The organism is Pedobacter sp. ASV1-7, from assembly GCF_040203335.1.
Classification (GTDB): domain Bacteria; phylum Bacteroidota; class Bacteroidia; order Sphingobacteriales; family Sphingobacteriaceae; genus Pedobacter.
Genome location: NZ_JBEHBV010000001.1, coordinates 889,599 through 902,160, shown reverse-complemented (window position 1 = coordinate 902,160; position 12,562 = coordinate 889,599). Strand labels below are relative to the sequence as shown.

The following is a 12,562-nucleotide window of genomic DNA, read 5'->3' as shown; positions in this document are numbered from 1 at the left end:
ACACCAATTATTTCTGATTATAACTACAATGACTAATTACACCAAGTTACCAGCTATCTTGTTACTTGCCGATGGCACCGTATATTATGGTAAAGCTGCCGGAAAAATAGGCACAACCACAGGCGAGATCTGTTTCAATACAGGGATGACAGGATACCAGGAGGTCTTTACTGATCCTTCTTATTTCGGACAGATTATGGTAACTACCAATTCCCATATCGGAAATTATGGTATTCACAAAGAAGAAATCGAATCTGACAGCATTAAAATAGCTGGATTGGTTTGTAAAAACTACAACATCGGTTTTAGCCGAAAAGAAGCTTCTGAGTCTATCCAGGATTATTTTCAGAATGAAAACATTGTAGGCATTTCTGATATCGATACTCGTGCATTGGTACGTCACATCAGAAACAAAGGTGCAATGAATGCCATAATCTCTTCTGAAATTACTGATCTTGAAGAGTTAAAAAGTAAGCTTGCTGAAGTTCCATCAATGGATGGCCTGGAATTATCTTCACAGGTTTCTACAAAAACGCCTTACTTCTACGGTTCTCCGGAAGCTAAATATAAAGTTGCTGCACTTGATCTTGGAATCAAAAAGAACATCTTACGCAACTTCGAAAAGAGAGATGCTTATGTACAGGTGTTCCCTGCTAAAACAACTTTCGAAGAAATGGAAAAATGGGGCGCTGATGCTTACTTCATTTCAAACGGTCCTGGCGATCCTGCAGCAATGCCTTATGCCATTGAAACTGTTAAAAGCATTTTAGCTGCAGACAAACCAATGTTCGGTATCTGTTTGGGTCACCAGTTATTAGCCGAAGCTAATGGCATCGGAACAATGAAAATGTTTAACGGACACAGAGGTTTAAATCACCCTGTTAAAAATATCATTAAAAATCATTGCGAAGTAACTTCTCAAAACCATGGTTTTGGAGTAATTCCTGATGAGGTTTTAAAATCTGATAAGGTAGAAGTAACCCACCTCAACTTAAACGATAAATCTATTGAAGGGATTCGTGTAAAAGGTAAAAAAGCATTCTCGGTTCAATATCACCCTGAATCTTCTCCAGGCCCTCATGATTCTCGCTACTTATTCGATGACTTCATCGCAATGATTAATGGTGAACTGACCTGGTAATTTATTTTACCGGATCAAAATATCATATTACAGACATTTTAGAAGGTTTGGCCAAATAGCATTTTCTATTTGGCCGAACCTTCTTACATTTATAACATGGACAATAGAAATGCCATTATCAGCGTTAAAAACCTGGTAAAAAAATATGAAGATTTCACAGCAGTTCAAGGCATTAGCTTTGATGTGTATGAAAACGAAATCTTTGGACTCCTCGGCCCGAACGGAGCTGGAAAAACCACAACTTTAGAAATCATTGAAACCCTGCGTGAGAAAACTTCTGGCGAGATCACCGTTAATGGTTATTCTGTTGATAAGGAGGCGAATAAAATCAAAAGAATCATAGGTGTGCAGTTACAAGCCGCTGGTTATTACCCAAACTTAAACCTTGTAGAACTAATGGAACTGTTCTCTGGCTTATACGGGGTAGACATTAAGCCTATGGAAATGTTAGAGAAAGTAAACCTTCAGGATAAGGCAAAAGCCAAATACAAGGCACTTTCAGGTGGACAAAAGCAACGTTTTTCCATTGCCACAACACTTATCAATTCTCCTAAAATAATCTTTCTGGATGAACCAACTACAGGGCTTGATCCACAAGCACGCCGCAACCTATGGGACCTGATTATCCATATCAGAAATAATGGCACTACAGTAGTGCTCACTACACATTATATGGATGAAGCAGAGCAATTATGTGATCGTGTGGCATTTGTTGAACGTGGTGAAATTATAGCACTGGATACACCAGACAATTTGATAGACAAATTGGTGAACAGTGGTTTCGAAAGAAAAAAGGAAGTTAAAAAAGCCAATCTGGAAGATGTTTTCATCAACCTTACCGGTAAAGAATGGCGGGAGGATAATTAAAATAAATATGAGTAAACCTTACAATCATACTAAAGCGACACTAGCACTTGCGAAAGCAAGTTTCCGTTCCATCATGCGGAGCCCCTCTGCAGTAGTTTTCACCCTTGCATTCCCCTTGATTTTCATCCTTGTATTTGGATTTTTAGGTGGTGGAGGCGTAACGGTTGATGTAGCCATTGCACCAGGATCAGATCTCGATAATCCAGTAGTAAATGCTCTGGAAAGTAACAACCTTGTACATGTGCTGACTGATAAAACTCCCGAGGAAATAAAAACAGGCTTAGAAAAAGGGCAAATTGACGCCGTTATTTCTGTTCAAAGGAATGAGGCAGGCAAACCAGCATATCTTGCAGATGTTAAGTATACTTCTGCTTCGATCGATAAAGGAAGTATATTTAAATCGGTATTGCATGACATGCTTTATACCATCAATACCCAAAACACAGAACCTGCTATCGCTAAATTACATGAAAGCACCATAGAGGGACGCGTGTACCGTACAATAGATTTTATATTACCCGGACAGTTAGGCTTTTCGTTATTGAGTACTGGAGTATTTGGAACTGCATTTGTATTTTTTAATTTACGGCAGAACCTGGTTATCAAGCGTTTTTTTGCAACACCTGTACGTAGGTCCAGCATTGTATTCGGAGAAGGTATAGCCAGGATAGGCTTTGCATTATTAGGTGCACTTTTTATCATCCTTCTTGGTCACTTCTTTTTCCAATTCACACTGATTAATGGTGCGGTAACAGTACTAAATATGTTATTGCTTTCTATCATGGGCCTGATCGTATTTATGGGTTTTGGTTTCGTCGTATCAGGAGTTGCAAAAAGCGAGAGTACAATCCCACCTATTTCCAATATTATCACATTACCGCAATTCTTATTATCAGGGACTTTCTTTTCTATTGATGCTTTCCCATCATGGTTACAACCAATCAGTAGAGCATTACCCCTGACATACCTGAATGATGCAATGAGAAAAGTTGCTTTTGAAGGTGCTGGCTTATGGGACGTAAAGCATCAGATTCTGATTATGACCATCTGGGGAATTGGCATTTATGCCATTGCTGTTAAGGTATTTAAGTGGGAATAATATTCTTTGCTGCCTGAATATTCATATTAGGATAATTAGATTATTGTAGTTAAATTCATGATATAAATTAATGAATTCAACCTATAACTAACAAACAACTATCTACTTATGAAAAAATTAGCAGCAGAATTTATTGGTACCTTCTGGTTGGTACTAGGCGGTTGTGGAAGTGCCGTTTTGGCTTGTAATTATCCGGACGCTGGTATCGGATTTTTAGGTGTCGCCCTGGCATTTGGCCTGACCGTTGTAACGATGGCTTATGCTATCGGACATATTTCAGGCGCTCACTTAAATCCTGCAGTTTCTGTAGGCTGCTGGATTGCTGGCAGAATGGAAAGTAAAGATCTTATTGGCTACATTATAGCGCAGGTTTTAGGAGGTATTGTAGCGGCTGGTATTTTATATGTGATTGCTACTGGAAATGGAAGTTCTATTGGTGGTTTTGCCAGTAATGGCTATGGTGACCATTCGCCAGGTAAATATAGTATGATAGCAGCCCTGGTCTGTGAAGTGGTTATGACCTTTATTTTTCTATTGGTAATATTAGGTTCAACAGACAGCAGAGCACCAAAAGGATTTGCAGGATTGGCAATCGGATTATGCTTAACACTAATCCACCTGATCAGTATACCTGTAACTAATACTTCTGTTAACCCTGCAAGAAGCACTAGCCAGGCAATTTTTGTTGGCGGTGAAGCATTAGGTCAGCTTTGGTTATTCTGGGTAGCTCCTATTGCAGGAGCAATTCTAGCAGGAATAGTATTTAAAGCTTTTTTCGCAGACGATTCTGAGACCAGATAATCACCTATAAAAGTATTAAACTTAAGGGTCGTAAGTAATTACGGCCCTTTTTTGCTTATAATTTAAAATTTATTATAACTTTGGATATTGTCTTAGTAATTGTACTTTATACACTAAGACTATTTTACTAATAAAAACCGATAAAAATGAGTTTAATAATCGATGTTCATGCGCGGCAAATACTTGACTCCCGTGGCAATCCTACAATTGAAGTAGATGTAATTACAGAAAATGGCACTCTTGGTCGTGCTGCAGTACCTTCAGGTGCTTCAACAGGTGTTCATGAAGCAGTAGAGCTGCGCGACAATGACAAGGGTGTTTATATGGGTAAGGGTGTTTTAAAAGCTGTTGCCAACGTAAATGATATCATTGCTACTGAATTAAGAGGTGTGGATGTATTTGAGCAAGTTGCAATCGATAACTTACTAATCAAATTAGATGGAACAGAAAACAAAGGAAAACTAGGTGCAAATGCAATTCTAGGCGTTTCTTTAGCTGTTGCTAAAGCTGCTGCTCAAGAAAGCCGTCAGCCTTTATACCGTTATATCGGTGGAGTTAACGCAAATACACTACCTATTCCAATGATGAACATTGTGAATGGTGGTTCTCACTCTGATGCACCTATCGCATTTCAGGAGTTTATGATTATGCCTGTTGGTGCTTCTTCATTCTCTGAAGCATTAAGATGGGGAACTGAAGTATTCCATAACTTAAAAGCTATCTTGCATGATAGAGGGCTTTCTACAGCTGTAGGTGATGAAGGTGGTTTTGCACCAACTTTCGAGGGTACTGAAGATGCTGTTGAAACTATCTTAAAAGCAATTGAAAAAGCAGGTTATACACCAGGTAAACAAATTGCTTTAGCGTTTGACTGTGCTGCTTCTGAGTTCTACAAAGATGGCAAATATGATTACACTAAATTTGAAGGAGATAAAGGTGCTATCCGCAGCAGTGAGGAACAAGCTCAATACCTTACTTCTTTAACTGAAAAATATCCTATCATCTCTATTGAAGATGGTATGCACGAAGATGATTGGGCAGGATGGAAATTGTTAACTGAAAAAATCGGTGACCGTGTTCAGCTTGTTGGTGATGATTTGTTCGTAACAAATGTTAAAAGATTACAAACAGGAATCGACTCTGATACAGCAAACTCTATTTTAGTAAAAGTAAATCAAATCGGTTCTTTAACTGAAACTATAAATGCTGTTTCATTAGCACAAACTAATGGTTATACTTCTGTAATGTCTCACCGTTCTGGCGAAACTGAAGATGTAACTATAGCAGACCTTGCTGTTGCTTTAAACTGCGGACAGATTAAAACTGGTTCAGCTTCACGTTCTGACAGGATTGCAAAATACAACCAGTTATTACGCATCGAAGAAGAATTAGGTGGCGCTGCAAGATTTATCGGCAAAAACTTTAAATATGCTATAAAATAATTTAAGCATCTTTTTTACAAAAGCCGTTCTATGATTTTATAGAACGGCTTTCTTGTTGTTAATATGTTCATAATCTTTTTTTTTAAAATCTCTGGAAATTTAGAACCTTGTGATGTTTTCCTATCTTTGACCATATGAATCGCATATTTGATCTTCTTCGTAACAAATACTTTCTATCTATAGCAGCTTTTGCTGTATGGATGCTGTTTTTTGACAGAAATGATATCGTTTCTCAATATGAATACAGATCAGAAGTAAACAAACTCCAAGAAGAAAAAGACTTCTATGTAAAAGAAATCTCTCTTGTTAAAAAAGATCTGAACGAGTTGAACACCAATTTAAACACTGCTGAAAAATTTGCAAGAGAAAAATACTTTATGAAAAAAGACAATGAAGATGTCTTTGTGATCATTAAAGAAGCACCAAAAAACTAATAGCCAAACTTAGGTAAAGCCAGTTTAAAGCGAACGACCACTACTCTAAGCAGAAATATAAAGGCAATGACCGCTATAGTTGCAACATCGTCTTTAAAATTGAAATACTTTAAAGCATAAAATAACATCCCGCCTAAAATACAAGCGGTAGCATATATCTCTTTATGAAAGATTAAAGGGATGGTGTTGAGCAAGGTATCCCTGATCACCCCGCCAAAACATCCTGTAATAGTTCCTAATGCTACACATATCCCTGGACTTAGTCCAAACATGATCCCTTTTTGAATCCCCAGCATAGTAAACAAGCCAAGTCCTAAGGAGTCGAACAGAAAAAGTGTAACCTTAAACTTTTTAATATGCGTTTTAAAAAATATAGTCAATACACTTGTAACTAAAATCAGCAGACAATAATTCACATCTCTCATCCATGCTACAGGGGTATCACCAATTAAAAGGTCACGAACAGTTCCTCCACCTATAGAGGTGACAAAAGCAATAATCAATACACCAAAGGGATCTAATCTCCGCTGCATAGCAGCAAAGGTTCCCGATATTGCAAATGCAATCGTACCAAGCGTTTCAATGGTTTCCATTGTATCAATCTGCATAGCCTTAATATAACTAAATTTCACCGCTTCTTTTACGGAAAAACCACTCTATCGTAAGTAATGCCATAATTAATGCAAACAACCATTTAAAATTAATCAATTCTTCATACCTACGGTCTTCATAAGTCAATGTTTTAATCTGCTCATTGGCTTTAATGGCAGCTTTAAGATTTAACAAATCCTGCGGCAGGAACATTTTCCCACCAGTCTGCAATGACATGGTATTTAGCAATTGGTGATTAGCCACAGTCTGCTGATACTCAGCAATCATAGAGTTAATATAAAACATTCCCTGTGCCGTATGTGCTTTATTACCCAATGAGGTAGTGGCTAAATAACTATAACTGCCCGCCGGCAATGTCCCCGCATCCAGCTGATATGCCGCATCGGTTCTGGAGAACAGAAACTTATATGCTTTACCTGCTTCATTTTTAATCACCACATTCACATCCGGTGTATTTAAGGGAACATAACTATCATTATACAATACCGCATTAAGGGTTATATTTTCATTTTCTTCAAAGGTATTTTTTGCAGCGTAAACTTTAAATTTCCTCTTATCGTCCTTAACTGATAAATACTGCACTGTTTTTGAGATCAGACTATTAAAAATATTAGTTCCCTGTTGAGCTTCCCCAGCCTCTGAAAGTTTCCATCTCCACAGTCCCTCGCCTATTAAAAACCCGGTTTTACGGCCATCATCCTGCATAAAAAACAACTGCGGATAATCTGTATTAACTTTTCCAATACGTTGTTTTAATACTATCGAGCTATTTCCGTTTATCAACACTTTACCAGAAGGGGTCGACAAAGGGTCAAAATTTTCAATTTGCTTAACCATTACGGGATCTAAATCAAATGCAGTAAAGTTTGTATTTACGACACTAAATATTTCCTGAGTAGTACCGTTATTTCCGCTAATATTAATTTGCTTTTGAAACTGATTGAACAAATTCAGGTTACTTTGCGCACCCAAAATATACCAGATTGCCACATTTGCCGTATTCAATTGGTTTTTAAATACAGTAGCGTCACTTGAAGTCAGGGGAAGCTGATACAAAATTAACAGGCCATAATCATTCAATTTTATGGTATTCAATTCATCCGCAAGCGATACCTTAACTTCAAAATTCTTATTCAATTCTATAGCTTGTTTAAGTGCAGTAATATCAGGATGAGGTCCTGCCGCCGCTATCAGTACTTTTTGCTTCCCATCAATTACATCTATAAAAACAGGTTGTATGTTATTCTTTAACGAAATCTCATTCCCTATCGGACTCAACTTTATGGTATACTTCTGCAAGCCCACCTTTGTAGCCTTAAGTTTAACCGGAATATTCTTTACAAAAGCATTAGAGTTTATAGAGACTCTTTCCTCTTGAACCTTTTTCCCCTCTGTAATTACAGAAAGCATACTTTCTGAACCATTAGCCTCATAGGCTTGCACCTGCACCTCAATTGTAAAATCATTATCCAGATATACCAGACTATTGTGATTTACATTAGCAATCAGTAAGTCTTTTTTAGGAATAGTATCTCCCAAGGCAATTGTATATACAGGTGCTTTTAGTTTATTCAGGTCGTAAAGTGGATTACCTCCATGGTTAAATATCCCATCTGAGGTTAAAATTATTGCCCCGACATTTCTGTTTATATATTCATCATTTAACTTCGAGATCAGCTGAGCAGCATTGGTTAACCTCCCTTTATTTGAAAAGTCAAACCCGGTTTTTATACCATCACTAAAGTTATAAATCTTTACATCATATTCTTCAGATAATTCTGCTGCCAGCATCCGCATTTTTTTTTCATACTGCTGCTCATTAAACTTCGCTGGCTTAATATTGCCTATAGATAACGAGTTATCCTGTCCAATTAAGATAATAGGTTTCTCAGGTTTATAAGATATACTTCTGATTAATGGTGCAAAGAGCAAAATTCCAATTAAAGTAAATACAATAGCACGAGCTGCAGCCAAGCCATAACGCAGTCTTTTATCAAGTTGAGGTGTTTTATGATACAACAACCACGCAAACGCCACCCCAACAAGCAAAGAAGCTAGTAACAATAAAATAGTATATCCGTTAAAAGAATCGCCCATATATGTGTTTGGATAAAGATGCTAAAATTTAAAATAAACTGCTAGCCATTTTATTTAAGTTTGTTTTACCAATTCCCGGAAAACATGAAAGGCTTTCTAAAATTCATTCTATTATTCAGCATGAGCACCCCCACCCTGGCACAATCTAGTTTTAAAGAGCAGCAATTAAAATTCGAAAGAGTAAGAACTGCCTATGATCAAAAATGGGATATCCTTAAGAAAGAATTATCAAAAGAAAACATAAATGGAGCTTTTAACATGTACATTACAGCCTATAAAAGCGAGGGCAAATTAGAGATCTGGCTAAAGAATAAGCCTCAGAAAAAATATAAGCTCTTTAAAACCTATAATTTTAGTGCACATTCAGGCACACTGGGACCAAAAGTAAAACAAGGAGATCTGCAAACTCCTGAGGGTTTTTATAATATCAATGTATTTAATCCAAAAAGTAATTATTATTTATCCTTAGGTATAAACTACCCCAACAATGTGGATTTGTTAAGAAGTGGTCGCGAAAATCCGGGCAACGACATTTATATACACGGTGATCAAGTGACCATCGGCTGTATTCCATTAACAGATGAAAAGATTAAGGAAGTATATCTATTAGCTGTCGAAGCCAGAAGCAATGGCCAGGAACATATCCCAGTACACATTTTTCCCTTTAAAATGACCGAGGCCAACCTAAGAAAATATACCATCCAATACCCAAAACAAATAGCTTTCTGGAAAAACTTACAACCTGGATATACTTATTTCGAAAAACACAATACATTACCTTCTATCGATCAGGAAAAAGGTAGTTATCTTATAAAAAAATAAAGGTGCTCAATTGAGCACCTTTAAAGAGAACAAAAACATTGTTCCTTTATCTTTAATCCTTATCAGATTACAACATCCCTCCGCAAACAGACAATACTTGTCCGGTTACATATGAGCTCATATCTGATGCTAAGAATACGCAAACATTTGCCACATCTTCAGTTTCGCCTGCTCTTTTCAAAGGAATGCCTTCCTCCCATCCTTTAACAACTTTAGGATCCAATACATCAGTCATTTCAGTACGGATAAAACCTGGTGCTACTACATTAGTACGGATATTACGAGAACCTAATTCTTTAGCTAAAGATTTAGAGAACCCTATGATGCCTGCTTTAGAAGCGGCATAATTTGCCTGACCTGCATTTCCTTGCACCCCTACAACCGAACTCATATTGATGATAGAACCCTTACGCGCTTTCATCATGACCTTAGACGCAGCCTTACATACGTTAAACACAGACTTAAGGTTCACATTGATTACATCATCCCAATTTTCCTCACTCATACGCATTAATAACCCGTCTTTTGTGATACCTGCATTATTCACAACGATATCCAAAGTACCGAAGTCGGCAACAATATCATTGATCAGCTGGTCTGCTTCATCAAATTTAGAGGCATCAGAACGATAACCTTTCACTTTGGTACCAAAACTCTGTAACTCTTGTTCCAAAGCCTGTCCTTTTTCTACTGATGATAAGTAAGTAAAGGCCACGTTGGCTCCTTGCTCTGCAAATTTTTCCGCTATTTTGCGGCCTATTCCTTTAGATGCACCTGTAATCAGTGCTGTTTTTCCTTCTAATAACTTCATATATGTGTGGTTATGATCTATTTATTTTTTTATTGCAGGTTCCTGTTGACTTAAACAATGAAAGCTTCCTAATCCCCATATAATATCAGTTGAATCTATTCCAACTACTTTTCTATCAGGGAATACACCTCTTATGATCTCTAAAGCTTTCTCATCATTAACATCCCTGAAAGTAGGAACAACCACTGCTGAGTTTGCAATATAGAAATTTGCATAAGAAGCAGGAAGGCGGGTATCTTCATAAATAACAGGCGAAGGCATAGGTAACTCCACAATATTCAAAGGCTTACCATTCAATAATCGCATCGTTTTTAGTGTTTGAAGATTTTCCTGAAGTAAAAGATAATTTTCATCCAATGGATTACTTTCTACTACAGTCAGCACAGTATCTTCGTTCACAAAACGAGTAATATCGTCAATATGACCATCTGTATCATCACCTACTATTCCATCTCCCAGCCACAATACCTGTTCAGCACCATAAAACTCAGTTAAATACTGCTCAATCTGCTCTTTAGTTAAATGTGGATTTCTATTTTCATTTAACAGACAGGCTGTAGTTGTTAAAATCGTACCAGCTCCGTTAAACTCAACAGCACCACCTTCCATTACAATATCCGGATTGTATAAAGGCAATTCAAAATGCCTGGCTATTTTAGTTGGAATCACATCATCCAGGTCATATGGAGGATACTTATCACCCCAGGCATTATACCCCCAGTCAACCACCGCCTTTTCAGTCCCTTCAGGATTCAATAAAAATGCAGGGCCATGATCACGGCACCAGGCATCATTTGTTGGATTCAGATAAAACTCAATATTATTCAAATCAGCTCCTGCTTTTTCCAATTCTACAATTGCAAAAGCCTTTGTAGCTTCATCGTTAATGTTGATTCTTACCTTTTCACCTTCGGCAACTACCTTAATAAACTGACAATACGGACCATATATGGTTTCCAGTTTACCCGGCCATGAAGCCTCTTTATGTGGCCAGCTTAACCAGGTAGCTTCATGCTTTACCCATTCAGCAGGAAAGCTATAACCCTTCTTCTTAGGACTGCTATTAAATATTACTTCGTTAAATGATGACATTTTTAAATCTTAAACGTTCTCTTAATCTTCGTCAATAAATCTTTTTGTGATTGGCTGATAAGAGTCTATTCTACGATCTCTTAAGAATGGCCAGTGTTTACGGAAGAAATCAGATTCAGATAAATCCAACTCTACTACTTCCGTCTCCTCCTGATCATGTGAACCTAAATAAAGCAGTTTACCTTGTGCATTAGCGGCAAAGCTTCCACCCCAGAACTTCATAGCTCCATCCTGTTCAAAGCCCACACGGTTTACACTCACTACAGGAACACCATTCGCTACAGCATGCGAACGTTGAATGGTTTGCCATGCATTGTATTGATCCTTATTTGTTTCCTCATCCTGATCTGTTGCCCAACCAATAGCAGTTGGATAGAACATAATCTCGGCACCTTTCAACGCAGTAATACGTGACGCTTCAGGATACCACTGATCCCAACAGATCAAAATGCCAATTTTAGCAAATTTTGTTTGGAAAACTTTATACCCTAAATCACCTGGAGTAAAGTAGAACTTCTCATAAAATGCCGGATCATCCGGAATATGCATTTTACGATATTTTCCAAGGTAAGTACCATCGGCATCCAAAACTGCAGTAGTATTATGATATAAACCTGCTGCCCGCTTCTCAAATAATGAAGCAATAATTACTACACCTAATTCCTTTGCTACAACCTGCAAAGCATCTGTAGATGGGCCGGGAATAGCCTCGGCCAAATTGAAGTTATCATAATCTTCAACATCGCAAAAATATAGAGAAGTAAAAAGTTCTTGTAAACAAACGATTTGTGCACCTTTTGCTGCTGCCTCCCTAACTTTTAAAATTGCTTTATCTAAATTTTCTTGCTTATTACTGGTACAACTCATCTGTACCAATCCAACCTGTACTTTAGCCATTCTTTATCAACAAATAATTTCGTGCAAAGTTAGCCAAAAAAAACAAAATGCTTGTTATGAAGCGATACTATCTCTATATTCCTCCTGTAGCTCAAACAAACATTTGGCACAAAGGCATCCATCATACAGCTCACTGATGTACTGCACCTCATTCAAATCTAAATGAACCACACTACACTGGCATTTCGTATACGAATTTGCTTTACACTCTATCGGAGTATGACAGCGTTCGCATGGTATGATTTCGTGTTTTGCCATTATCGTGATAAAAGATTAAGAAACAAAGATTGAAAGCTCAAATATACCTAATGCAAAACTAAGACATTTCAGATACACGTAATATTTGATGGGTAAGATAAAAAAGGCCATTTGTATAGGCATTTTGCAAACAAATTTGTAATATAATTAAAAACAAAAAGGAGTAAGAATTGCTCCTTACTCCTTGAT

13 protein-coding genes are annotated in these 12,562 nt (G+C 37.4%); 7 read left to right on the top strand and 6 right to left on the bottom strand.

All coding sequences use genetic code 11. The annotated features are described in order from the left end of the window. Positions 1–28 precede the first annotated feature (28 nt). From carA to ABDJ41_RS03915, 6 genes are all read left to right on the top strand, one after another. The gene (gene carA, locus ABDJ41_RS03940) at positions 29–1,141 is read left to right on the top strand and encodes a glutamine-hydrolyzing carbamoyl-phosphate synthase small subunit (protein WP_349784433.1); all 1,113 of its coding nucleotides are present in this window, start codon (positions 29–31) and stop codon (positions 1,139–1,141) included. 96 nt (positions 1,142–1,237) lie between these two features. Next, a complete protein-coding gene (locus ABDJ41_RS03935) occupies positions 1,238–2,008 on the top strand; it encodes an ABC transporter ATP-binding protein (protein WP_349784432.1) in 771 nt (256 codons plus the stop codon). A 7-nt stretch (positions 2,009–2,015) separates the two neighbouring features. Continuing rightward, positions 2,016–3,107: an ABC transporter permease gene (locus tag ABDJ41_RS03930; RefSeq protein ID WP_349784431.1), complete on the top strand. Its 1,092-nt coding sequence runs from the start codon at positions 2,016–2,018 to the stop codon at positions 3,105–3,107. 108 nt (positions 3,108–3,215) lie between these two features. Beyond that, positions 3,216–3,908 carry an aquaporin Z gene (gene aqpZ, locus ABDJ41_RS03925; RefSeq protein ID WP_349784430.1) on the top strand — a complete coding sequence of 231 codons (693 nt, stop codon included), beginning with the start codon at positions 3,216–3,218 and terminating at the stop codon, positions 3,906–3,908. 146 nt (positions 3,909–4,054) lie between these two features. Next, positions 4,055–5,350, top strand: coding sequence for a phosphopyruvate hydratase (eno, locus tag ABDJ41_RS03920; RefSeq protein WP_349784429.1), 1,296 nt, complete (start codon positions 4,055–4,057; stop codon positions 5,348–5,350). 134 nt (positions 5,351–5,484) lie between these two features. Continuing rightward, on the top strand, positions 5,485–5,784 hold the full coding sequence (locus ABDJ41_RS03915; protein WP_349784428.1) for an FtsB family cell division protein: 300 nt from the start codon (positions 5,485–5,487) through the stop codon (positions 5,782–5,784). Here ABDJ41_RS03915 and ABDJ41_RS03910 read toward each other — a convergent pair. Next, complete coding sequence (locus ABDJ41_RS03910) at positions 5,781–6,392, bottom strand: trimeric intracellular cation channel family protein (protein ID WP_349784427.1); 612 nt, start codon at positions 6,390–6,392, stop codon at positions 5,781–5,783. The genes ABDJ41_RS03915 and ABDJ41_RS03910 overlap by 4 nt on opposite strands. 13 nt (positions 6,393–6,405) lie before the next feature. After that, the gene (locus tag ABDJ41_RS03905) at positions 6,406–8,493 is read right to left on the bottom strand and encodes a hypothetical protein (RefSeq protein WP_349784426.1); all 2,088 of its coding nucleotides are present in this window, start codon (positions 8,491–8,493) and stop codon (positions 6,406–6,408) included. 120 nt (positions 8,494–8,613) lie between these two features. Between ABDJ41_RS03905 and ABDJ41_RS03900 the strand changes: the two genes are divergently transcribed. After that, on the top strand, positions 8,614–9,315 hold the full coding sequence (locus tag ABDJ41_RS03900; protein WP_349784425.1) for a L,D-transpeptidase family protein: 702 nt from the start codon (positions 8,614–8,616) through the stop codon (positions 9,313–9,315). A gap of 67 nt (positions 9,316–9,382) precedes the next feature. Here the strand turns inward: ABDJ41_RS03900 and fabG are convergent, their stop codons facing one another. From fabG to ABDJ41_RS03880, 4 genes are read right to left on the bottom strand one after another with little or no spacing between them, the layout of a single operon-like run. Next, entirely contained in the window at positions 9,383–10,126 is a 744-nt protein-coding gene (gene fabG, locus ABDJ41_RS03895) for a 3-oxoacyl-[acyl-carrier-protein] reductase (protein ID WP_121269277.1), read from the bottom strand. A gap of 21 nt (positions 10,127–10,147) precedes the next feature. Beyond that, positions 10,148–11,218, bottom strand: a complete 1,071-nt coding sequence (locus tag ABDJ41_RS03890) for an agmatine deiminase family protein (protein WP_349784424.1) — start codon at positions 11,216–11,218, stop codon at positions 10,148–10,150. Between the two features lie 21 nt (positions 11,219–11,239). Further along, complete coding sequence (locus ABDJ41_RS03885) at positions 11,240–12,115, bottom strand: carbon-nitrogen hydrolase (RefSeq protein ID WP_349784423.1); 876 nt, start codon at positions 12,113–12,115, stop codon at positions 11,240–11,242. 54 nt (positions 12,116–12,169) lie between these two features. Further along, a complete protein-coding gene (locus ABDJ41_RS03880; protein ID WP_349784422.1) occupies positions 12,170–12,373 on the bottom strand; it encodes a cysteine-rich CWC family protein in 204 nt (67 codons plus the stop codon). Between the last annotated feature and the right edge of the window lie 189 nt (positions 12,374–12,562).

What these genes read in the sequence shown, in the direction of transcription:
- ABDJ41_RS03885 (WP_349784423.1), bottom strand. Translation starts at nt 12,115, where the DNA reads ATGGCTAAAGTACAGGTTGGATTGGTACAGATGAGTTGTACCAGTAAT.
- ABDJ41_RS03930 (WP_349784431.1), top strand. Translation starts at nt 2,016, where the DNA reads ATGAGTAAACCTTACAATCATACTAAAGCGACACTAGCACTTGCGAAA.
- ABDJ41_RS03905 (WP_349784426.1), bottom strand. Translation starts at nt 8,493, where the DNA reads ATGGGCGATTCTTTTAACGGATATACTATTTTATTGTTACTAGCTTCT.
- ABDJ41_RS03915 (WP_349784428.1), top strand. Translation starts at nt 5,485, where the DNA reads ATGAATCGCATATTTGATCTTCTTCGTAACAAATACTTTCTATCTATA.
- eno (WP_349784429.1), top strand. Translation starts at nt 4,055, where the DNA reads ATGAGTTTAATAATCGATGTTCATGCGCGGCAAATACTTGACTCCCGT.
- aqpZ (WP_349784430.1), top strand. Translation starts at nt 3,216, where the DNA reads ATGAAAAAATTAGCAGCAGAATTTATTGGTACCTTCTGGTTGGTACTA.
- fabG (WP_121269277.1), bottom strand. Translation starts at nt 10,126, where the DNA reads ATGAAGTTATTAGAAGGAAAAACAGCACTGATTACAGGTGCATCTAAA.
- ABDJ41_RS03890 (WP_349784424.1), bottom strand. Translation starts at nt 11,218, where the DNA reads ATGTCATCATTTAACGAAGTAATATTTAATAGCAGTCCTAAGAAGAAG.
- ABDJ41_RS03900 (WP_349784425.1), top strand. Translation starts at nt 8,614, where the DNA reads ATGAGCACCCCCACCCTGGCACAATCTAGTTTTAAAGAGCAGCAATTA.
- ABDJ41_RS03880 (WP_349784422.1), bottom strand. Translation starts at nt 12,373, where the DNA reads ATGGCAAAACACGAAATCATACCATGCGAACGCTGTCATACTCCGATA.
- carA (WP_349784433.1), top strand. Translation starts at nt 29, where the DNA reads ATGACTAATTACACCAAGTTACCAGCTATCTTGTTACTTGCCGATGGC.
- ABDJ41_RS03935 (WP_349784432.1), top strand. Translation starts at nt 1,238, where the DNA reads ATGGACAATAGAAATGCCATTATCAGCGTTAAAAACCTGGTAAAAAAA.
- ABDJ41_RS03910 (WP_349784427.1), bottom strand. Translation starts at nt 6,392, where the DNA reads ATGCAGATTGATACAATGGAAACCATTGAAACGCTTGGTACGATTGCA.